Source organism: Virgisporangium ochraceum (assembly GCF_016863655.1).
Classification (GTDB): Bacteria; Actinomycetota; Actinomycetes; order Mycobacteriales; family Micromonosporaceae; genus Virgisporangium; species Virgisporangium ochraceum.
In genome coordinates this window covers 62,020-83,901 of the sequence record NZ_BOPH01000025.1, presented here as the reverse complement: position 1 = coordinate 83,901, position 21,882 = coordinate 62,020, and the positions used below count along the sequence as shown (strand labels likewise).

Here is a 21,882-nt window from a genome sequence, read left to right as displayed (position 1 = left end):
ACGGGTGGGCGCTGCCCGGACCAGCGCCGCCCGGACCAGCGCCGCCCGGACCAGCGCCGCCCGGACCAGCGCCGCCCGGACCAGCGCCGCCCGGACCCGAGCCGCCCGGACCCGAGCCAGCGGGACCGGTACCGGCCGGAGCGGTGCCGGCCGCTTGGTCGGGCTGCTCGGGGCGCGCAGCCGACGGGGGCGTGCCCCACGGGGACTCGTTGGCCCGCTGGCCATCGGCGTCGGCGGGCCCTCCCGAACGAGAAGGGGATTCAGGCATCGCCGCAACGCTAACACCGGCGACAAGACCGTAAAGGTATCGAAGAAGGTAACGGTAGGTAACCGTCGAAAGCGTGCAAATGCGTGCATGCAAAAGGGCCGACCACCCACGGGGGAAGGCGGTCGGCCCGAGAGGCAATGTTACTTGCCAATTCAACTAGTTGTCGATACCCGGGGCGCGGAAATGTCTTTTTCGACCCGTGAAAGCCTGATGCTGGCACACCGGTCCGACGGGAACCCGACCCTTTCGGGCACCGCGTCCCCGGCCCGGGCAGAGGCCAAGGCGGAGAACCGTGGCGGAGCACACGTGCCCACTATCGGCAGGGCGTTGCCTTGACGCCGGTGGCAAGGTTTAGCGTTGCGGTGGACGAAGGAGTGGGTCGTGATGCTGATCGGCGAGCTGGCCGGGCGCACCGGCGTCAGCGCCCGGTCGTTGCGTTACTACGAGGCCAACGGGCTGCTCCGCCCGCACCGCACGGCCAGCGGGTACCGCACGTACGCCGAGGCCGAGCTGCGGGTGGTCCGCGAGATCCGGGCTCTGCTCGCGGTCGGCTTCGACCTGGACGACATCCGTCCGTTCGTCGAGTGTCTCCGGGCCGGCAACGACTCCGGCGACGTCTGCCCGGACTCGGTGGCCGTTCTGCGCCGCAAGCTGGCCGAGGTCGACGAGTGCGTCGACCGTCTCACGACCGTCCGGAGCCACCTGCGCGCCCAGCTGGACAGCGCGATCGAGACCAGATCCAGCGAGTCAAGAGCCAGAGGAGAATCATGAGCACCGTCGTCACCGTCACCGATGCCACCTTCCAAGAGGTGGTGCTCGGCAACGACAAGCCGGTCGTCGTCGACTTCTGGGCGGAGTGGTGCAAGCCCTGCGTCATGATCTCGAAGAGCCTGGGCGAGCTGGCCGAGGAGTACGGCGACAAGCTGGTCATCGCCAAGATCGACGCCGACACCAACCCCGAGGCGGTGCGTACCTACGGCGTGATGTCGATGCCGACGCTGCTGATGTTCCGCCAGGGCGAGGTCGTCGGGACGAGCATCGGCGCCAAGCCGAAGGCCTCGCTGCGCAAGGCCATCGACGAGCTGATCTGATCCGTCGACCCCGAACGTCCGGGCACGGAGGTACCTCTACCGCCGACGGTGAGGTGCCTCCGTGCCCGGAAGTCGCCCGATGGTTCAGTGTCCGGGGGCAGCGGGACCCGTCAGCGGCGGACGACCGCCGCCGAGCCGCCGCCCCGGCGGACCGGTTCGGCCACCGCCAGCATCCGTCCCCGCGGGCCGAACTCGATCGCGGTGGCGGCGCCGATCTCCGCACCCGCGGTGAGCCGGTGCCCCCGCGCGATCAGGTCGGCCGCCACCGGCAGGGTCAGAGCGGCCGGTTCCACCGCGGTCGAGGCGGTGTTGCGCTGGCTGAACCGGGGTGCGGCGACCGCGGCCGGCAGGTCGGTGCCCAGCGCGTACCGGTCGAACAGGATCTGGGCGACGGTCGTGATGATCGTCGCGCCGCCGGGGGAGCCCAGCGCCAGGACGGGCCGGTCGTCGCGCAGGACGATCGTCGGCGCCATCGAGCTGCGCGGGCGCTTGCCGCCCTCGGCCCGGTTGGGGTGGGTCGTGGAGTCGATGTTGAAGTCGGTCAGCTCGTTGTTCAGCAGGAACCCGTAGCCGGGGACGACGATGCCGTTGCCGCCGGTGGACTCGATCGTGAACGTGTACGAGACGACGTTGCCCCACTTGTCGGCGACGGTCAGGTGCGTGGTCGACGACGCCGGCGGCGACGCGGTCTCGGCGGTGGCGGCCGGACCGGGCGCGACCCGGCCCTCGAACGGGTACGGGTCGCCGGGTGCCACCGGCGACGTCGACGCCCGGTCGGTGACCAGCGCGGCCCGCGTCGCGGCGAACCCGTCGGACAGTAGCCCGCGCAGCGGCACGTCGGCGTACGCCGGGTCGGCGACGTAGGCGTTGCGGTCGGCGAACGCGTAGCGGGTCGACTCGAGGTACTCGTGCCAGCCGGTCGTCGGCAGCGCGTCGAGGATGTTCAGTGCCTCGCCCACGGTGCTGCCGCCGCTCGACGGCGGCCCCATGCTGTAGATCTGCAGGCCGCGGTAGTCGCTGCGCGTCGGGTCACGGCGCAGCGCCTGGTAGCTCTGCAGGTCGGCGGCGGTGAGGAGGCCGGGCCGCCACACGTGGTCGGCGCCCGGTGCGACCGGCGGGGCGGCGACCGCGCGCGCCATCGCGTCGGCGATCGGGCCGCGGTAGAACGCGCCGGGGCCGAAGAGGGCCAGCGCGGCGTAGGTGCGGGCCAGGTCGGGGTTGCGGAACGTGGTGCCGACGTCGGGTGCGGTGCCGTCGTCGTCGAGGTACAGGTCGCGGGTCGACGTGATGTCGTCGAACCAGGGGACGTTGGCGGTGGTCTGGTCGGCGAACGTCTGGTCGACCTCGAACCCACCGGCGGCCGCCCGGATCGCCGGCAGCATCAACGACCCGAACGACCGGCTGCCGAACCGGCGCAGCGCCTCCTGCCACCCCCGCACGGTGCCGGGCACGCCGGCCGACAGCCCGCTGTACCGCGCGTCGTTGAACGGCAGCACCGCGCCGTTCTCCCGGAACGAGTCGGGCCGCATCGCCGCCGGCGCCGTCTCGCGGCTGTCGATCGTGTGCACCGAGCGGTCCTTCGCCCGGTAGACCACCATGAACCCGCCGCCGCCGATGCCGCACGAGAACGGCTCGACGACCCCGAGCACCGCCGCGGCCGCGACGGCCGCGTCGACCGCGTTGCCGCCGGCCCGCAGCACGTCGACCGCCGCGCGCGTACCGGCCAGGTCGACGGTCGCCGCCGCACCGCCGGTGCCCGTCGCGGTCGGGGTCTTCGCGACGCCGCCGGCTGTTTCTTTGGGACCGGCGTGAGCATGGCCGGACGCCGTGAGCAGCACGGATACGGTGGCTAACGCAGCCAGGGCCAGCCGTTTCATAGCTCCTCCTCGATGCGGGTGAGGTCACGCTACTCCTGCTGACGGCTTCCGTCAGCGCGCCGTGCGTACGCGGTCAGCCCTTCCACCGACCCTCCCTTCCATCTACAGGGAGGGTGCGACATGAATGCGTTCGTGGCCGGGCGGCTGTCGAAGTTCGCGGTGCTCGGGCTGTGGCTGGTGCTGGCGACCGTCGGCGGGTTGTACGCGGCCAGGCTGGTCGAGGTCCAGAACAACGACGCGCTGAGCGCGCTGCCGGCGACGGCCGAGACCACGAAGGCGCTCGACCGCCTCGAGGCGGCGTTCCCCGGGTCGAACCGGCTCACCGCGGTGGTCGTGTACGCCCGCGACGACGGCCTCACCGCCGCCGACCGCGCCGCCGTCGACACCGACCGCGCCGCCTTCGCCCGGTACGCGGAGGGAGGCCGGCCACCCGAGGTCCAGCCGAGCGGGGACGGGAAGGCGCTGCTGATGGCTTTCCCGCTCGCCGGCGACACCGACGCGCAGGAGAAGGCCACCGAGGAGGTCCACGACCTGCTCGCGGACGGGCTACCGGCCGGCCTGCGCACCGGCCTGACCGGCTCGGCCGGCGCCAACATGGACGTCTTCGACGCCTTCGCCGGCATGGACTCGACGCTGCTGCTCACCACCGCCGGCGTGGTGGTGCTGATCCTGCTGTTCACCTACCGCAGCCCGGTGCTGTGGCTGCTGCCGCTGCTCGCCGTCGGTGTCGCGAGCCAGGTCGCCAGCGCCGCCGTCTACCTCCTGGCGAAGCACGCCGGCGTCGCGGTCGACTTCCAGAGCCAGAGCGTGCTCACGGTGATCGTGTTCGGCGTGGGCGTCGACTACGCGCTGCTCCTGATCGCCCGGTACCGGGAGGAGCTGCGCCGGCACGAGGACCGGCACGCCGCCATGCGGGTCGCGCTGCTCCGCTCGTCCCCCGCGATCCTCGCCTCGGCCGCGACCGTCGCGATCGCCCTGCTGTGCCTGCTCGCCGCGGACCTGCCGGCGACGCGCGGCCTCGGCCCCGTCGTGGCGGTCGGCGTCGTCGCCGCGTTCGCGGCGATGACCACGCTGCTGCCGGCGCTGCTCGTGCTGTGCGGACGCTGGCTGTTCTGGCCGTTCGTGCCCCGGCACCACACCGTTCCGGCGCAGGCCGACCCCGGGCGGGACGGCCCGGCGGAGGTGGCCGAACACCACCGGGGCTGGGCGCGGGTGGCCCGCGGCGTCGGCCGGTTCCCGACCGCGACGTGGCTCGGCACGGCGGCGGCCCTGGCGATCCTGTGCCTGGGCATCGGCAACCTCGGCGTCGGGCTCCCCGGAGCCGAGGTGTTTACGAAGGAGGTCGGCTCGGTCCGCGGGCAGGAGCTGATCGACGCGCACTACGCGGGCGGCACGTCGGCGCCGGCCACGGTCCTCGCCGCGGCGGCGCGGGGTGACGCGGTGGTGGCGGCGGCCCGCGCCGTCGACGGGGTCGCGTCGGTGGGCGAACCGGTCGCGGACGCCGACGGCCGCTGGGTGCGCATCGACGCGGTGCTGGCCGGCGCGCCCGACACGGACGACGCCAAGCGGGTGATCGAGCGCCTGCGCACGGCCGTGCACGCCGTCTCCGGCGCGGACGCGCTGGTCGGCGGCCCGACCGCGGCCGAGCTCGACACCGAGACGGTCTCCGCCCGCGACGACCGCGTCGTGATCCCGCTGATCCTGCTCGTGGTGTTCGTGATCCTGGTCCTGCTGCTGCGGTCGCTGGTGGCGCCGCTGGTGCTGCTGGCCAGCGTGGTGCTGTCGTACGCGGCGGCGATGGGCGCGGCCGGGTTCATCCTCGACGCGATGGGCTACCCGGAGCTGTACTTCGGGCTGCCCCTGCAGGCCTTCCTGTTCCTGGTGGCGCTCGGCGTCGACTACTCGATCTTCCTCATGACCCGGGCCCGCGAGGAGGTCGCGGCGCATGGCCACCGCGAGGGCATCCTGCGGGCGGTGACCGTGACCGGCGGGGTGATCACCAGCGCCGGCGTGGTGCTCGCGGCGACGTTCGCCTCGCTCGCCGTGCTGCCGCTGACCCCGTCGGTGCAGAACGCGGTGGTGGTGTCGGTCGGGGTCCTGCTCGACACGTTCCTCATCCGCAGCCTTCTGGTGCCCGCCCTGGCACTGTCGATCGGCCCCGCGGTGTGGTGGCCGAGCCGGCTGGGTCGCCGGGGTGGCACGAGTGGGGGAGTCGCCATGGAACCCCAGGTCAGTACGGTGGTCCCAGCGCGTTAGTTGCAGAGAGACAAGGAAAGTCATGAGCGAGTTCATCGAGGTTGACGTCAACGGCGACGGGATCGACGACCTGGTCAAGGTCACCGAGTTCGACGACGGCAGCATCCTGTCGCAGGCCGACACCAACGGCGACGGCCTGATCGACGTGGCCGCCTACGACGAGGACGGCGACGGCGTCCCCGAGCAGACCGCCGAGGACGTCGACTACGACGGTGACGTCGACATCGCGACCTCCAACTGAGCCACGCCAACTGAGCCACGCCAACTGGGGTCGACCGAGGTTTACCGCGAACCCCACCCGGTTAGTTTCACCGGGTGGGGTTCGTCGCGTATGGCTGAGCTGAGCTGGCTGGGCATCGTCCGGCACGGGGAGAGCACCGGGAACCTGGCGGCGGCCGCCGCCGAGACCGGTCGCCTGGAGGAGATCGACATTCCGGAGCGGGACGCCGACGTGCCGCTGTCCGACACCGGCCGCGAACAGGCCGCCGCGGTCGGGCGCTGGCTCGCCGAGCGGCCGCCCGACCTCGTGGTCGTCTCGCCGTACCTGCGGACGGTGCAGACGGCGGAGATCGCGCTCGCGTCGCTGGCCGGGGACGTACCCGTGCGCCGCGACGAACGCCTGCGCGACCGCGAGCTGGGCATCCTCGACCTGCTCACCACCCACGGCGTGCAGACCCGGCTGCCGGCCGAGGCGGTCCGCCGCAAGCGGCTCGGCAAGTTCTACTACCGGCCGCCGGGCGGCGAGTCGTGGGCCGACGTCGCGCTGCGGCTGCGTGCCCTCCTCGGCGACCTGCGCCGTGACCACGACGGGGGGAAGGTGCTGCTGTTCGGGCACGAGGCCGTGGTGTTCCTGCTGCGCTACCTCATCGAGGGCCTCACCGAGCAGCAGCTCATGGAGCTGGCCCACGACGGGACGATCGCGAACTGCTCGGTGACCACGTGGTCCCTCGACGACGGCGCGTTGCGCATCGTCGACTTCGCGAAGGTGCACCACCTGCGCCGCGAGGGCGCCGAGCCGACACACGAGGACGAGGTCAGTGCCGAACCGGTCTGAGCCGAGGGTCGTGACCCCGCGGCTGCTGCGCGACTGGCCGCTGCCGGTGCCCGGCGGCGGCAAGGACGCCCGGGGCACCGTGCTGGTGGTCGGCGGGTCCCGGTTCACGCCGGGTGCGGTGCTGCTCGCCGGCATCGCGGCGCTGCGGGCCGGCGCCGGTGTGCTGCAGCTCGCGGTGGCCGAGTCGACCGCCGCGGTGCTGAGCATCCAGGTGCCCGAGGCGCTGGTGGTCGGGCTGCCGGAGACGGGGAGCGGATCGGTGGCCGGCGAGCCACCCGACCGCCTGCGTGGCCTGGCCGAGGATGCCCGCGTCATCCTCGTCGGCCCCGGTCTCGACGACGTCGACCTGGCCGGCGACCTGCTGCGCCACCTGCTCGAGGCGGCCGGTCCGCAGACCGCCCTGGTCCTCGACGCCTACGCTCTCGGCGCGCTGAGCCACGCACCCGACCTGCTCGAGGGCCGCACCCAGCCCGTGGTGCTCACCCCGAACCTCACCGAGGCGGGCTTCCTCCTGGGCCGCGAGCCGGGCGACGACCTGGCCCACGAGGCCTCGGCGGTCGCGGAGAAGTACGGCGCGGTGGTGTCGCTGTTCGGAACCGTGGCCACCCCCGACGGGCGGCTGTGGCGCGAGGAGAGCGGCGACGCGGGTCTCGGCACGTCGGGCAGCGGTGACGTCCGTGCCGGGATCGTCGCCGGCCTGCTGTCGCGCGGCGCCGAGCCGGAACAGGCGGCCTGCTTCGGCGCCTGGGTGCACGCGGTGGCCGGCCAGCGCCTGATCCCGCGCTACGGCCGCATCGGCTTCCTCGCCCGCGAACTCCTCGACGGCATCGCCGAGTCCCTGGCGGCCGTGTCCAGCTAGCCCGCCCGCGCTCCGCCCGCCCGGGCCCGCCCGCCCGGGCCCGCCCGCCCGGGCCCGCCCGCCCGGGCCCGCCCGGCCCGCCCGCCGCGGTGCGGCGGCGCCCCAAGGCGCGCCGATCTTGCAGTCCTGGCCGCACCTATGTGGTGACATGTCGTGTTTCAGGTGGGGCCACAACTGCAAGATCGGCGGGCGGATGGCCGGCGGCGGGCGGCGCGGGCGTCAGCGGGCGGGGGCCGGGGGTCAGCGGGACTCGAGGAAGCGTAGGACCGCGAGGACGCGGCGGTGGTCCTCGTTGGTCTCGGGCAGGTCGAGCTTGGCCATGATGCTCCGGACGTGCTTCTCGATCGTGCCCTCGGTGACCCACAGCCGGTGGGCGATTCCGGCGTTCGACCGTCCCTCGGCCATGAGGGCGAGCACTTCCAGTTCGCGGGCGCTGAGCGCGCCCAGCGGGTCGTTGCGCCGGCGTGCCGACACGAGCTCCCGCACCAGTGCCGGGTCGACGACCGATCCGCCCTTCGCGACCCGCCGGACGGTGTCGATGAACTCGGTGACGTCGCTGACCCTGCTCTTGAGCAGGTAGCCGATGCCGTGGCCGCTGGCGACCAGCTCCATGGCCTGCTCGACCTCGATGTGCGCCGACAGCAGCAGCACGGCCGTGCCGGGCAGTTCCTCGCGGATGGCGCGGGCCGCCTGCAGACCCTCGGTGCTGAACGTCGGTGGCATCCGGATGTCGGCCACGACGAGGTCGGCCGCCGCGTCGCGGACGGCGGCGAGCAGGGTGCCCGCGTCGGAGACCTGGGCGGCGACGTCGAAGCCGGCGCGCTGCAGCAGGCTGGCCAGCCCTTCGCGGAGCAGGACGTCGTCCTCGGCCAGCACCACCCGTAGTGCGTCCGGCTGTGGGGTCATGGACGGATTATGGCCAGTCCGGGGACGCGGGAACGCCGGCAGGGCCGGGTTGCCCCGACCCGCACCGGCTGGCCCCGCACGCCACCGCCCCTACCGGACCGCCGTCGGAGCGTCGGCCGCGGGCCAGCGGACCGGCGTCGGAGCGGTGCGCCAGCGTGCCCACACGACGAGGATCCCCACCAGCGCGACGTACATCTCCAGCCCCCAGGTCAGCGCGGTGTACAGGTGCAGCTGGCCCGACGTCGTGCCGGACGCCTCGCCCATCCGGGTCAGCTCCCACTGCGTCGACGTGCCGGTCAGGAGCAGCGTCACCCACGCGGCGACGCCCGACGCCGCGTCCCAGATGGCGTGCAGCAGCGCGACCAGCAGATACCACCCGACCACCGAGCGGAGCAGGCGCGGCCGGCCGCGACGCGAGCGGGCCGCGGTCGCGAACAACGCCCCGCCCAGGACGGCCGTCCACAGCCCGTGCCCCACCGGCGCGAGCGCCCCGCGCAGCAGCTCGGTGTCGACGACGTTGACCAGCGAGACACCGTTGCGGGTGAACAGCGCGGTGAACGCGTACCCGGCGCTCTCCAGCGCGGCGAACCCGAACCCGACCGCGGCACCCAGCACCATCCCGTCGCGGACCGTGTACCGCGGCAGGTTCCGCGCCAGGAACCACAGGGCGGCGAGTTTGACCGCCTCCTCGATCAGCCCGACGCCCACGAACCCCGACAGCGACGTCGTGCGCAGGAGCGCCGCCTCCAGCACCGAGGCGCCGAGCACGCCCAGCACCCCACCGCAGACGAACGCGGTGAAGATGCGCTCGGCGGTCAGCACGTGGTCGGCGCGGCCGAACGCGTACACGACGAACGTCACCGGAACCAGGAAGCTGCCGAGGAGGATCACCGTCGGAACCAGGTTCGGGTTGCCGGTGGCGAACGTGGTCAGCACGGTGGCCAGCCACAACGCGGCACCCCCCGCGAACAGCTTCACCCATCCGGGCACCCGGCGACGCGGGCGCCTGACGGCAGCGGCCGGAACCGGAGCCAGGTCGACTGCAGTGCTCATCTCGTCCTCCCACGGACTGCTCGATGTCCCTTTCAGGGTTGCCGTCGCGGGGGACCGGCGCCTCGCCGCCAGCGGCCATCCCGTATACCGGCTAGCGGTAAAAGCGCGCCGTCCGGGGAGGGGAGGCCGTCAGGGCGTGAACGGCAGGCAGACGTCGATGAGCGTGCCGGCGCCCGGAGGGCTGTCGATGTGGATCGATCCACCGATGGCCTCCACCCGGTCGCGCAGACCGGTCAGGCCCGACCCTCGTCGCGGGTCCGCCCCACCGGCGCCGTCGTCGCGCACCGTCAGCCGCAGGCCGGCGTCGGTCCTCTCGACGACCACCTCGACGTAGGAGGCACCGGCGTGCTTGATCGCGTTGGTCACCGCCTCCGTGGTGACGTAGTAGGCGGAGACCTCGATCCGTTCGGGAAACCGGTCCGGGGTGCGCACGTCCACCTCTACCGGCAGGCTGGCGCGCCGGGCCAGGGTACGCAGCGCCGGGCCGAGGCCGCCCGCGGACAGGGCCGCCGGATGGACGCCCTGTGACAGCTCGCGCAGCTCGTCGAGGGCCTCGGTCAGGTCGTCGGCCAGGCGGCCGAGGTCGGCACCGACCGCGGGGAGGTCGTCCTCCACGGTCATCTGGACCTGACGCAGCTCCAGCGCCAGCGACACCAGCCGCTGCTGCGCGCCGTCGTGCAGGTCGCGTTCCAGCCGGCGACGGATGGCGTCACCCGCCGCGATCACCCGCGCCCGCGACGCGGTGAGCTCCGTGCGGCTCTCCGCGTTCGCGATCGCGATCGCCACGATCTCGGTGAAGTGCGACAACCACTGTTCGGTGTCGGCGGGGAACGCGCCGCTGTTCGACGCGACGGTGACGGCTCCCCACAGGCGACCGGCGACCAGGATCGGGCTCGCCACCGCCCACCGCAGCCCGTCGTCGGCCCCGCCGGTCAGGCCCGTGACGGCGACGTCGTCGGCCCGCGCGGGTCGGCCGGTCTCCCGGACCGTCGCGGCGACCGACGACGGCGCGACCGGCCGCCGCTCGCCGAGCCGACGCATGGTGTCCTCGGCCCAGCCGTGTCCACCGACGAACGCCGCCGTCCCGTCGACCTCGAACCGCAGCACCTCCGTGCGCTGCGCCCCGATCAGCGCGCCGACCTCCTCGGCCACCGCGGCGAGAACCCGCTGCTGTTCGGCACCCCGCGCGACGAGGGTCGCCACCCGGCGCAGGGCGGCCTGCTCCTCGCCGAGCCGCGCGGACTCCTCCGCCGCGTGCCGCAACCGGGCGGCGAGCGTGCCCACCACGACCGCCGTCACCAGGAACAGCGCCAGCGCCACCGCCTCGCTGGAGCCGACGACGAGCCGGCCGCCGCGCGTCGGCAACGACAGGTAGCCGAACAGCACCGTGCTCAGCAGCGCGGTGACCGCCGCCGGGGCGGCACCCCACCGGACGGCGACCGCCAGCACCGGCAGGACGTAGAGCACCAGCAGGGTCAGCGCCGGCAGGTGCGGATCGAGCAGCGCGACCGCGATGGTGACGCCGACGGCCATCACGGCTCCGGCCAGCAGCCCCCGCATCCAGCGCATCAGGCGATGCTTTGCCGGACGGCGTGTCACCGTCAAGAGCCGCCGGCCGGCACCAGCGCGCGCACCGCGCGGGCCGACAGGTGCGCCTTCCACACGAAGCCGACCGCCGGACTGGACGCGATCAGGTCCGCCAGGTCCTCCTCCCGGCGGGTCGAGATCAGCACCACCCCGGTCCGCAGGTCCGGATACCGGTCCACGAGCTGCCGGGTCAGGTCGAAGCCGCTCTCGGACCCGAGGGCGACGTCGACGAGCACGACGTCGGGCCGCAGGGTGCCGGCCCGGTCGATGGCCTGCGCGACCGTCGACGCCGTGCCGATGACCTCGATGCCGTCGCGCTCCAGGCTGGTGCGGGCGACCGCGAGGAAGCGTTCGTTGTCGTCGACGAGGAGCAGGCGCAGCGTCACACCCCGAGCATCGCAGCCCGACCCCGCCGCGGCATTGCAGCTACCCGGAAACCGTCGGCGACCCGGCTCTTGCGGCCGCTCTTCCAGCCAGCAGGTAGTGGGGTCGGCCGCTGGCCGGGCAGACACCGGCGGGCCGCCACACGACGCTCGGGACAGGGCAGGTTCCGGCGCGCCGACCGTCGCGTCGGGCCCGCGGGGCGGGAGGGGTCGATGGTGATGCAGTTGGGTGGGTCCGTCGGGCGTCGTGCCGCGGTCCCAAGCGACAGCGGAGGTCCGTCCGGCGCCGGTGCGCCGGTCGGGGTCGGCGTGGTCCCGGGCCGCCACGGTGGCGGTGGTCGCGGCCGTCGCGGCCGTCGTCTGGGTCAACCGCCACGAACTGCCGGACGCCGGACGGGCGCTGCTCGCCGCGCGCCGCGACTGGCTGGTCGTGGGCACCGTGGCCCTGGTGGCGTGGTGGGCCGCGTGGCTGCTGCTGCACCTGGCGTGCCGGCGGCTCACCGGGGCCGGTGGTTACGCCGAGGCGGCCCGGCTGGCGCCGGTCACCGTCGGGTCGGTGGCCGTCAACCTGCTGGTCAAGTCGGGAAACCTGGCCGGCCTGGCGCTGTTCGCGGCCGACGCCCGCCGGCGCGGCGCGGCGGCCGGCCGGGTGACCGGCGCGTACGTGCTCGCCGCGGTCTTCGCCGACGTGGCGATGACCGTCGTCGTCGCCGGTACGGCGGTGCTGTGGGCCGACGGCCGGTTGACCCGCGGTGAACGCGGCCCTGGCGGGGTACTCCGCCGTGCGCGCCCGCCGGGGCGGCGGGCACGAGTTCCATGACAGTTGAGTAATTGACGTTTCTAAATGTGTTGGGTATGTTATCGCTCACAACTAACCCGCCGGCGGTGCGTGCCGCGGCCCGGCGCGAGGAGTCCACGCGATGACATCCACAGGCCAGCACTGGTGGCGCCGGGTACCGGCGTTGCTCGGAACCCTCGTCCTGGGCGCGGCGGTCGCGTTGACCCCGGCCCGGCCGGCGGCGGCGGCGACACCGTGGCTCGCCGTGTCCGACGGGTTCGCGTCGTTCCGGATCCCGGCCGCCGAACTCGAGAGCGCGTTCGGCACGGTGTCGAACGTGGTCGTCGAAGGGGACTTCGGTCCGTCGTTCGCCGTCGCCGACCTGGGCCTCGGACGCTCCGGGGACGCCTGGACGTCGGTGATCGGCCCGCTGCGGCCGGGCCTGTACCGGTACCGGATCCGCGCCAACGGCACGAAGGTCGGCAAGGACCCGACGAACACCACCACCGTCGCCTCCGACTCCACGTGGAGCACGTTCCTCGTCCCGGGCGGGTCCGCGGACCTGCTCGCGGACGTGCCCGACGGGCAGGGTGGTGCCCTCGACACGGTCACCTACCGGGCCGACGCGGGGGAGACGCGGTCCCTCACGGTATGGACCCCGCCCGGCTACGACGCGCGCCGCCGCCAGCCGTACCCGGTGCTGCATCTCCGGGGGGACCGGACCGACTGGCTCGACCTCGGGCGGGCGAAACAGCTCCTCGACAACCTCGCCGCGCGGCGGCGGACCGAACCCATGGTGGTCGTGATCGGCGACGGCGCGACCGCCGACCTCCACCGGGAACTGCGGGTCGTCGACCGCGTGGTCCGGCGCGGGTACAACGTCGCCGACGACCCGTCGCGGCGGGCGCTCGCCGGCGCGTCGGAGAGCGGGACCCGGGTGCTGGGCACCGTCCTGACCCATCCGGGGGAGTTCGCCTACGCGGGCTCGTTCGCCGGTCCGTTGGCCGACGGGCACCCGCGGATCGACAGCCGGGCCGTCAACGCCGGAACCCGGCTGCTGCGCCTCTACACGGGAAACCTGACCGACCCCGCGTACAACCCGACCTACCGGACGCTGCGCGCGCTCGACCGGTCCGGGGTGCGACACGACTTCGACGGGGTCAACCCCGACGACGGCCACACGTGGAACGCCTGGCGGGAGAACCTGGCGGACTTCCTGCCACGGTTGTTCCGGCCGGTGCGCGACCACCGCCCGAGCGCCGGTCACCTGCCGTTGACCCGGGAGTTCACGCCCCCCGCCCCGGGCACCCGGCCGACGCCCTGGTTGACCCGCGACGCCAACGGGGACACGTTTGTCACCGTCGAGACGGACACCGGGTTCGCGGACGCGGGCCGGGTGACGCTCTGGGGGAACTGGGCGCCCGGCGGAAGCTGGGTCAACGTTCCGCTCACCAAGGTCGGTGACCGGTGGCGGGGAACCGTGGGCCCGCTCAAGCCCTGGTTCTACTATTACAAGTTCATCGTCGACCTGGTGTCGCACAAGGACACCGGCAACCCGACGCGCGTCACCACCGAACCGACCTGGAGCACGTTCCTCGCTCCCGGACCGGCCGCCCGTCCGCTGACCGACGTCCCCGCCGGGCGGGGCGGCACGCTCGCGACGCTGACCTACACCAGCACCGTGGCCGCGGCCGAACGCACGGCGTACGTGTGGACCCCGCCCGGCTACGACCCCGCCCGGGCCGAGCCGTATCCGGTGCTGTACCTCCAGCACGGCGGCGGCCAGAACTACACCGACTGGGTCGAGATGGGCCGGGCCGTGCAGATCCTCGACAACGGCGCCCGGAACGGGACGCACGTGCCGATGGTGGTGGTGATGGGCAACGGCAACGTGCCGGACTTCCGGAAGGAGCTGCTGGACAACATCGTCCCGGCGGCCCGCGCGGCCTACCACGTCTCGCACGACCCGGCGCGGCAGGCGCTCGCGGGCCTGTCGATGGGCGGTTTCCAGGCGCTCGACGTCCTCAGGGCCCATCCCGGTGAGTTCGCGTACATCGGCACGTTCTCCGCTGGGGTGTTCAACTCCACGGGCTTCGACGTCGCGGCGGTCAACAGCGGCACGAGGCTGCTGCGCCTGTACACGGGCAACGTGACGGACTTCGTCTACCCCATCGTGCTGTCGACGATGGCGACGTTCGACTCGCTCGGCATCCGGTACCAGTTCGCCGGGGTGACGCAGGGCCCGCACGGCTGGGACGCGTGGCAGAAGAACCTCATCGACTTCGCGCCGCGCCTGTTCCGACCCGACGGAGCCTGACGGAGGGCGTCCGGGTGCGGTTTCCCGGGCTTATGTTTCGATAACTTTCGATATATAGTATCGACCAAGTCGAATAGGTGTGCTGCCTTCCCGCCGAAGACGGTGTGCCGTTCGACCGTGGCATCCGGCTCCACCGCGCGGATCTGACGCCAGTTCCGTTCGCCGGATGCTTCGAAAATTTTCGATAGTCGTTCCGTGACGTGCAAGGGACCGCCACCCCCGCCGGCACCTCACCCGGAAGGAACCACAGCTGTGAGATCTCCACGAACGACGCGCCTCCGCGCGCGGGGGATGGCGCTCGTGGGCGCCGCCGCCCTGATCGCCGCCGGTGCGATGGCCGCGACGGTGTTCGCGGGCCCCTCCGCCTCGGCGGCACCGACGGCCGGTTGCGGCAAGACCCCGACGCTGCGCAACGGGTCGCAGACCATCCAGAGCGGCGGCCAGAGCCGCAGCTTCATCCTGCGGATCCCCGACGGCTACAACAACGCCCAGCCGTACCGGCTGATCGTCGGCTACCACTGGCTGAACGGCACCATGAACGACGTCGCCTCCGGCGGCAGCAGCGGCGCCTCGTGGGCCTACTACGGGATGCAGCAGCAGTCGAACAACAGCGCGATCCTGGTCGCGCCGCAGGGCATCAGCAACGGCTGGGCCAACACCAACGGTCGCGACATCACGTTCACCGATGACCTGGTCCGGCTGATCCAGAACGACCTGTGCGTCGACACCACCCAACTGTTCGCGATGGGCTTCAGCTACGGCGGGGCGATGAGCTACGCGGTCGCGTGCTCCCGGCCCACCGTCTTCCGGGCCGTCGTGGTCTTCGCGGGCGCCCAGCTGTCCGGGTGCAGCGGCGGTACCCAGCCGATCGGGTACTTCGGGATCCACGGCGTCTCCGACAACGTCCTCAACATCTCGCAGGGCCGGTCGCTGCGCGACACGTTCCTCCGCAACAACGGCTGCGCCTCCCAGAACGCGCCGGAGCCCGCGGCGGGCAGCGGCCGGCACATCACGACCGTCTACTCCTGCCGGGCCGGATACCCGGTGCAGTGGGCCGCGTTCGACGGGGGCCACGGACCCGCACCGGTCGACGGGTGCTCCGGCTGTGAGGACGGCAACCGGACGTGGACCAAGACGGAGGCCTGGAGGTTCATCTCCTCCTTCCAGGGCGGCACTCCGCCGAGCTCCCCGCCGGCCAGCGGCTCCTCGTCGAGCAGCCAGCCACCGGCGCAGTCGAACGCGACGATCGTGGGTACCGGATCGGGCCGCTGCGTCGACGTGCCCGGCTCGGCGACCGCCAACGGCACGCAGGTGCAGTTGTGGGACTGCCACGGCAACGCCAACCAGCGGTGGACCTACACCGCCAACCGGACGCTGGTCGGCAACGGCGGCAAGTGCCTGTCCGCAAACGGGACGGGCAACGGTGCCGCCATCGTCATCAACGACTGCAACGGCCAGGCCGGCCAGCAGTGGAACCTCGGTGCGAACGGCGCCATCACGGGTGTCCAGTCGGGACTGTGCCTGGACGCCGTCGGCACCGGCACCGCCAACGGAACCCGGATCCAGCTGTACTCCTGCCACGGCGGGACCAACCAGCAGTGGAGCCTGCGCGCCTGACCCGATGACCGGTACCACCGGCGCACGGGGCTCCACCGTGCGCCGGCGGTGCCGGCCCGGGCGTTCACCGTTCCCCGTCGACGAAACCACCAGGTGGCAGTGATGTTTGTCAGTGTGTCGAAGTTCCCGGGCCTGTCCGTGGGCGCGCTCGCCGGCGCGGTCTGTCTGCTGCTCGGCACCGCGCCGGCGGCCGCCGGCGCCGGCCCGGCGGCCGTGGACACTCCACCCGGTGCGCCGCCCGGCGCGTGCGTCGCACAGGGTGACTGGGGCCCGCCGCTGCCCGGTACCGCCCTGTCGGCGCCGCGGGTGCAGGGCGGCTTCCACTTTCTGGAAGGACCCGTCTGGATCGCCGATCCCGGATACCTGCTCGTCTCCGACATGGGCCCGGCCGCCGGCTGGGACCAGGTGCAGCCGTCGACGATCCACCGGCTCTCCCCGCCGGCCGCGGCGCAGACGTTCCAGGCAAACGCCGGCTCCAACGGCCTGGCGCTGACCCCGGACGGGCAGCAGGTCGTCGCGGCGACCCACGACAACCGTTCCGTGTCGACGTTCCGGTTGTCCGACCGCACCCGCGGCGTCGTCGCCGCCACGTACCAGGGGCGGGCGTTCAACTCCCCGAACGACGTCACCGTCCGCTCGGACGGCGTCGTCTACTTCACCGACCCGTCCTTCCAGCGGGGACGCCGGCCCGACGCGATGGGCGGCCGGACCGGGGTCTTCCGCGTCGTGAACGGGCAGGTCGCCCTCGTCGACGACACCCTGCGCCAACCCAACGGCATCGCGCTGTCGCCGGACGGCAGGACGCTGTACGTCGGCGCCTACAGCGAGAACCGGATCTACGCCTACGAGGTACGGCCGGACGGCAGCACCGGCGCGCGCACCGTCTTCGCCACCGTTCCCGGCCCCGACGGGGTGACCGTCGACTGTGCCGGCAACGTCTACTGGGTCTCGAACAGCCAGGGGCGCGTGTACGTGTTCTCGCCGGGCGGCGCCACGCTGGGCACGATCTCGGCGGGGTCCTCCGCCACCAACGCCGCGTTCGGCGGAGCCGACCGCCGCACCCTCTACGTCACCGCCGGCCGGACGGGCGACTACGGGATCCACAGCATCCGCCTGAACGTTCCCGGCTACCCGTACTGACGGCCACGAGCGACCCGTACCGACGACCACGAGCGACCCCTACCGACGACCACGGCCGACGCCGCGCGTCCGAAAGGCAGTTCACATGCGACCATCCCCGCCCGCCGGCCGACGCCGGGGCGTCGACGCGCTGATCCTGCTCGCGTCGGTGCTGACCGGGATCGGCGGTACCACCCTGGTGGCGGCCGCGCCGGCCGCGGCGGCGGCCGACGGCCCGATCGTCAACACGCGGTCGCAGCGCTGCCTCGACGCCCGCAGCACCACCGCCCGCCTGTACGACTGCACCGGCGAGGCCCGCCAGAGCTGGACCGTGTCCACCGCCGGCGAGATCCGACTCGCCGACGGCTCCCGCTGCCTCACCGCCGGCTCCGGCACGGCCGGCACGCAGGTCCGGACCGCCGCGTGCGACGGGTCCGCCGCCCAACGGTTCCGGATCGCGGCCACCGGCACGATCACCGCCCCGTCGGGCCTGTGCCTCGACGGGGGCACCGGCTACAACGGGGCCACGGTGACGGTCCGGACCTGTGCCGGGACCGCGGCGCAACGGTGGTCGGTTCCGTCGGGCACCGCCGACACCACACCGCCCACCGCACCGGGCAGCCTCCGGGTCGACGCGCTCACCTGCGACGCGGTCACCCTCAGCTGGTCGGCCGCCACCGACGACACCGGCGTCACCGCCTACGACCTCTACCACGACGGACAGCTCGTGACCTCGGTGGCCGGGTCCACGCGGACGGTCACCGTACCCGTGGTCAGCGGCGCCACGTGGGGGTTCTACGTCAACGCCCGCGACGCGGCGGGCAACGTGTCGCAGGCGGGCCCGACGGTGCCGGTCACCCCGCCGTTCTGCCAACCGGACACCGAGGCGCCGACCGCGCCCACCGGGCTGACCGGCACCGCCTCCGGCACGACGGCCACCCTGACGTGGACCGCCGCGACCGACAACGTGGCCGTGACGGCGTACCTGGTGCTGCGCGACGGCGTCACGGTCGGCACCGTCACCGGCTCGGCGGCCGCACCGCCGGCCACCTCGTTCACCGACAGCGGGTTGCGGCCCGGCACGACCTACCGGTACTCCGTGAAGGCCCGTGACGGGCAGGGCAACGTGTCGGCGGCGAGCGCCACGGCCACCGTCGTCAGCGGTGCCGCCTGCACCAACCCCGTGTGCGGCGCCACCCAGGTGACCACCGAGTCCGACCTGCCGTGGGGACTGGTCCAGCTTCCCGACGGCACCGTGCTCTACGGTCGCCGCGACGTCTTCGACATCATCGCCATGAACGCCGACGGCACCGGCAAACGCAGCGTCGGCACCGTACCCGGAGTGCAGGGGACGAACGGCGAGGGCGGCGTCCTGGGGCTCGCGGTGTCCGCCGGCTTCACGTCCGACCGGTGGCTGTACGTCTACCACACGACCGCCACGGACAACCGGATCGTCCGCATCCGCTTCGACGGCACCCTGCGCACCGACACCGTCCAGGTGCTCCTCACCGGGATCCCGCGGAACAAGTACCACAACGGCGGCCGGCTGCGGTTCGGCCCGGACGGCATGCTGTACGCCGCGGCCGGCGACGGCCAGGACCCGGACACGGCACAGGACCTGACCAACCTCGGCGGCAAGGTGCTGCGGCTGCGGCCGGACGGCGCGGTGCCGACGGACAACCCGTTCGCCGGCAGCTACGTGTGGAGCTACGGGCACCGCAACCCGCAGGGTCTGGCGTTCGACTCGCAGGGCCGGCTCTGGGAACAGGAGTTCGGCAACAACGTCGCGGACGAGACGAACCTCATCGTGAAGGGCGGCAACTACGGGTGGCCGGCCTGCGAGGGCACCACGGGCGACTGCTCGCGGGCCGGGCTGGTGGCACCGGTGCGGACCTACCCGGTCGCGTCCGCCTCCTGCAGCGGCATCGCCATCGTCCGGGACGTGCTGTACATCGCGTGCCTGCGCGGAACGCGCATGTACCGGGCGACGATCAGCGGGACGACCCTCACCGACGTCCAGCAGTACTTCGTCGGCACCTACGGCCGGCTGCGGACCGTGGAACCGTCCATCGACGGGAACCTGTGGCTGACCACCAGCACCGGCGGCGACAAGGACAGCGTCCCCAACAACAGCAACGAAAGGATCTTCAAGGTCACGCTCGGGAGCTGAAGGACCAGGCGGTCCAGCGGTCGACCTCGATCGACAGGAACGGACCGGCGGGCGGGTTCTCCCGGTACTGCCCGTACTTCGCGGCCAGCAGGTCGACCGCGCCGGGCGCGGTGTCGAGCACCCGCCCGACGCCGTCGGCGCGCACCCACCACAGCGCCGACCAGTCGTCGTCGTAGTGGTCGACGAGCACGGACACGCGGGGGTTCGCCCGCACGTTCGCCAGGCGGCGCAGCGCCGTCGTGCGCTTGGGTTTGGCGTCGACGGCGCTGTAGATCGTGGTTCCGCTCAGAACGAAGACCAGGGGGACCGCGTGGGGCACGCCGTTCGCGTCGGCCGTCGCCAGGCGGGCGACGCGGGCGGCCGCGAAGCGTTCGCGCGCGTCGTCCACATCAGGCGCCGATGAGGTCGGCGACCGCCCGCTCCCAGGTGTCGAGCGCCCGCTCGACGTGGCCGCGCGGTCCGGTCGGCAGCCACCGCACCACCCGGGTCACCCCGGCCGCGCGGAACCGGTCGAGCGTCGCCGCGTCGGTCGGCGCGCCGATCACCTGGACCTCGACGTCGCGGGCGGCCTCGACGATGCGGTCGCGGAACGCCTCCGAACCGTTGTAGTTCGGGAACCAGGCGGTGCCGAACGCCCGCACCCGGTCGAGCACGGTCGCACCCTCGCCGCCGACGAGGATCGGCGGGTGCGGCCGCTGGGCCGGCTTCGGGTACTGCCAGATCCGGTCGAAGCTCACGAACTCGCCCGCGTAGGACGCCTCGTGGCTGGTCCAGATCGCCTTCATCGCCTCGACGCGTTCGCGCATGAGCGCCATGCGGGTGCGCGGGTCGGTGCCGTGGTTGGCCATCTCCTCGCGGTTCCAGCCGGCGCCGACGCCGAACTCGAACCGGCCGCCGGAGATCCGGTCGACGCTGGCGACCTCCTTGGCGGTGGTGATCGGGTCGCGCTCGACCACCAGGCACACGCCGCTGCCGACCCGTAGGCGGGTCGTCGCGGTCAGGGCCGCGGTGACCGCGACGAACAGGTCGTAGCAGTGCCAGTACTTCTGCGGCAGCACCGGCCCGCCGCCCCACGGGCTCTCCCGGCTGGCCGGGATGTGCGTGTGCTCGGCGAAGAACAGCGACTCCTGGCCCCGCTCCTCGACCAGCCTGGCCAGTTCGGCCGGTCCGATGCCGTCGTGCGTCGGGAAGTAGCCCACTCCGAATTCCACGTCGTTGATCGTAGACTCGCGTTCGTGAGCAGGCTCGACACTGCGGTCTTGGACACAGCGGTCGCGCAGGCGCGGCGGCGGTACGCCGGAAGGAACCCGAGGAGCCGCGAGCGCTTCGAGGCGGCCGCCACCGCCCTTCCCGGTGGCAACACCCGTACGGTCCTGTACCACCCGCCGTTCCCGCTCGGGATCGTGCGCGGCGACGGCTGCCGCATCTGGGACGCCGACGGCCACGAGTACATCAACCTGGTCGGCGAGTACACCGCCGGGCTCTACGGCCACTCGCACCCCGTGCTCCTCGCGGCGGTCCGCCGGGCCCTCGACGGTGGCGTCAACCTGTCGGGCCACACGATGGTCGAGGGCCCGTTCGCGGCGGCCATCCAGCGGCGGTTCCCGTCGATGGAGCTGCTGCGGTTCACCAACTCGGGCACCGAGGCGAACACGCTCGCGCTCGCCACGGCGACACTGCATACGGGACGCCGGAAGGTGCTGGTCTTCGACGGCGGCTACCACGGCAGCGTGCTGTCGTTCCACGGCGGCCGCGGCGACCCGCTGAACCTGCCGCACGAGTTCGTCGTCGCCACCTACAACGACCCGGCCGCCGCCGACCTCGTCGACGACGACACCGCCGCGGTGCTGGTGGAGCCGGTGCTCGGCTCGGGCGGCTGCATCCCCGGCACCGCGGAGTTCCTGTCGGCGCTGCGGCGCGCCGCCACCCGGTCCCATAGTCTTCTGATCTTCGACGAGGTGATGACCTCGCGGCTGTCGGCGGGCGGCCGGCAGGCGCAGCTCGGCATCGCGCCCGACCTCACCACGATCGGCAAGTACATCGGCGGCGGCATGTCGTTCGGCGCGTTCGGCGGCCGGCGCGACGTGATGGAGCGGTTCGACCCGACGCGTCCCGGTGCCGTGGCGCACCCCGGCACGTTCAACAACAACGTGTTGACGATGTCGGCGGGGCTGGCCGGGCTCACCGAGGTGTACACGCCCGAGGCGGCCGTCGCGCTGAATGCGCGGGGCGACGCGCTGCGCGAGCGGCTGGCCGCGCTCACCGCCGGCCTGCCGGTGCACGTCACCGGGATCGGCAGCATGTTCGCGGTCCACTTCACGGCGCGGCCGCCGACGAACGCCGCGGAGGCCGACCGGGCCGACCCGCGACTCGGTGAGCTGCTCTTTCTCGACCTCCTCGAGCGCGGCGTCCACGTGGCCCGGCGCGGCATGGTGGCCCTGTCGCTCGCGGTCGGTGACGCGGAGTGCGACCGGTTCGTGGCGGCCGTCGAGGCGTTCCTGGCCGACCGCCGCGACCTGCTGCGCTGATGGCGGCGGCCCGTAGGGC

Annotated in this window: 20 protein-coding genes; 12 read left to right on the top strand and 8 right to left on the bottom strand. The window is 73.0% G+C overall.

Going from position 1 to position 21,882, the window contains the following annotated elements; translation table 11 throughout:
• A partial coding sequence (locus Voc01_RS11855) for a hypothetical protein (RefSeq protein ID WP_203927400.1) occupies window positions 1–225 on the bottom strand: 225 nt, incomplete at its 3' end.
• Window positions 226–625: 400 nt separating this feature from the next.
• Between Voc01_RS11855 and Voc01_RS11850 the strand changes: the two genes are divergently transcribed.
• Both Voc01_RS11850 and trxA read left to right on the top strand, forming a co-directional pair.
• A complete protein-coding gene (locus Voc01_RS11850) occupies window positions 626–1,039 on the top strand; it encodes a MerR family transcriptional regulator (RefSeq protein ID WP_373873806.1) in 414 nt (137 codons plus the stop codon).
• A complete protein-coding gene (gene trxA, locus Voc01_RS11845) occupies window positions 1,036–1,359 on the top strand; it encodes a thioredoxin (protein WP_203927399.1) in 324 nt (107 codons plus the stop codon). Before Voc01_RS11850 ends, trxA begins: the two co-directional genes overlap by 4 nt.
• Window positions 1,360–1,469: 110 nt before the next feature.
• Here trxA and ggt read toward each other — a convergent pair whose 3' ends face one another.
• Entirely contained in the window at window positions 1,470–3,236 is a 1,767-nt protein-coding gene (gene ggt / locus Voc01_RS11840; protein WP_203927398.1) for a gamma-glutamyltransferase, read from the bottom strand.
• Window positions 3,237–3,356: 120 nt separating this feature from the next.
• Between ggt and Voc01_RS11835 the strand changes: the two genes are divergently transcribed.
• The 4 genes from Voc01_RS11835 (at window position 3,357) to Voc01_RS11820 (ending at window position 7,405) form a co-directional block, all read left to right on the top strand.
• Complete coding sequence (locus tag Voc01_RS11835; RefSeq protein ID WP_203927397.1) at window positions 3,357–5,492, top strand: MMPL family transporter; 2,136 nt, start codon at window positions 3,357–3,359, stop codon at window positions 5,490–5,492.
• 22 nt (window positions 5,493–5,514) lie between these two features.
• On the top strand, window positions 5,515–5,733 hold the full coding sequence (locus Voc01_RS11830; RefSeq protein ID WP_203927396.1) for a hypothetical protein: 219 nt from the start codon (window positions 5,515–5,517) through the stop codon (window positions 5,731–5,733).
• Window positions 5,734–5,823: 90 nt separating this feature from the next.
• Window positions 5,824–6,546 carry a histidine phosphatase family protein gene (locus tag Voc01_RS11825; protein WP_203927395.1) on the top strand — a complete coding sequence of 241 codons (723 nt, stop codon included), beginning with the start codon at window positions 5,824–5,826 and terminating at the stop codon, window positions 6,544–6,546.
• Window positions 6,530–7,405 (top strand): NAD(P)H-hydrate dehydratase, encoded by an 876-nt coding sequence (locus Voc01_RS11820; protein ID WP_203927394.1) that lies wholly within the window; start codon window positions 6,530–6,532, stop codon window positions 7,403–7,405. Before Voc01_RS11825 ends, Voc01_RS11820 begins: the two co-directional genes overlap by 17 nt.
• Before the next feature lie 240 nt (window positions 7,406–7,645).
• Here Voc01_RS11820 and Voc01_RS11815 read toward each other — a convergent pair whose 3' ends face one another.
• From Voc01_RS11815 to Voc01_RS11800, 4 genes are all read right to left on the bottom strand, one after another.
• A complete protein-coding gene (locus tag Voc01_RS11815) occupies window positions 7,646–8,311 on the bottom strand; it encodes a response regulator transcription factor (RefSeq protein ID WP_203927393.1) in 666 nt (221 codons plus the stop codon).
• Window positions 8,312–8,401: 90 nt separating this feature from the next.
• A complete protein-coding gene (locus Voc01_RS11810) occupies window positions 8,402–9,364 on the bottom strand; it encodes a PrsW family intramembrane metalloprotease (protein WP_203927392.1) in 963 nt (320 codons plus the stop codon).
• 129 nt (window positions 9,365–9,493) lie between these two features.
• Window positions 9,494–10,933: a sensor histidine kinase gene (locus tag Voc01_RS11805; RefSeq protein WP_203927391.1), complete on the bottom strand. Its 1,440-nt coding sequence runs from the start codon at window positions 10,931–10,933 to the stop codon at window positions 9,494–9,496.
• 32 nt (window positions 10,934–10,965) lie between these two features.
• A complete protein-coding gene (locus Voc01_RS11800) occupies window positions 10,966–11,337 on the bottom strand; it encodes a response regulator transcription factor (protein ID WP_203927390.1) in 372 nt (123 codons plus the stop codon).
• Window positions 11,338–11,581: 244 nt separating this feature from the next.
• Here Voc01_RS11800 and Voc01_RS11795 point away from each other — a divergent pair, with 244 nt between their 5' ends.
• The 5 genes from Voc01_RS11795 (at window position 11,582) to Voc01_RS11775 (ending at window position 19,335) form a co-directional block, all read left to right on the top strand.
• Window positions 11,582–12,154 (top strand): hypothetical protein, encoded by a 573-nt coding sequence (locus Voc01_RS11795; RefSeq protein WP_203927389.1) that lies wholly within the window; start codon window positions 11,582–11,584, stop codon window positions 12,152–12,154.
• 100 nt (window positions 12,155–12,254) lie between these two features.
• Window positions 12,255–14,429, top strand: a complete 2,175-nt coding sequence (locus Voc01_RS11790) for an alpha/beta hydrolase (protein ID WP_203927388.1) — start codon at window positions 12,255–12,257, stop codon at window positions 14,427–14,429.
• A gap of 291 nt (window positions 14,430–14,720) precedes the next feature.
• Window positions 14,721–16,046 (top strand): ricin-type beta-trefoil lectin domain protein, encoded by a 1,326-nt coding sequence (locus Voc01_RS11785; RefSeq protein WP_203927408.1) that lies wholly within the window; start codon window positions 14,721–14,723, stop codon window positions 16,044–16,046.
• Between the two features lie 102 nt (window positions 16,047–16,148).
• Complete coding sequence (locus Voc01_RS11780) at window positions 16,149–17,186, top strand: SMP-30/gluconolactonase/LRE family protein (RefSeq protein ID WP_203927387.1); 1,038 nt, start codon at window positions 16,149–16,151, stop codon at window positions 17,184–17,186.
• An 85-nt stretch (window positions 17,187–17,271) separates the two neighbouring features.
• Window positions 17,272–19,335 (top strand): PQQ-dependent sugar dehydrogenase, encoded by a 2,064-nt coding sequence (locus Voc01_RS11775; protein WP_203927386.1) that lies wholly within the window; start codon window positions 17,272–17,274, stop codon window positions 19,333–19,335.
• Here Voc01_RS11775 and Voc01_RS11770 read toward each other — a convergent pair.
• Both Voc01_RS11770 and Voc01_RS11765 read right to left on the bottom strand, forming a co-directional pair.
• Complete coding sequence (locus Voc01_RS11770; protein ID WP_203927385.1) at window positions 19,319–19,723, bottom strand: TIGR03668 family PPOX class F420-dependent oxidoreductase; 405 nt, start codon at window positions 19,721–19,723, stop codon at window positions 19,319–19,321. The two genes, Voc01_RS11775 and Voc01_RS11770, sit on opposite strands and share 17 nt — an antisense overlap.
• 1 nt (window position 19,724) lies before the next feature.
• Window positions 19,725–20,546, bottom strand: a complete 822-nt coding sequence (locus tag Voc01_RS11765) for a TIGR03619 family F420-dependent LLM class oxidoreductase (RefSeq protein ID WP_203927384.1) — start codon at window positions 20,544–20,546, stop codon at window positions 19,725–19,727.
• A gap of 48 nt (window positions 20,547–20,594) precedes the next feature.
• Between Voc01_RS11765 and Voc01_RS11760 the strand changes: the two genes are divergently transcribed.
• Window positions 20,595–21,863 carry an aspartate aminotransferase family protein gene (locus tag Voc01_RS11760; protein WP_203927383.1) on the top strand — a complete coding sequence of 423 codons (1,269 nt, stop codon included), beginning with the start codon at window positions 20,595–20,597 and terminating at the stop codon, window positions 21,861–21,863.
• Window positions 21,864–21,882: the final 19 nt, after the last annotated feature.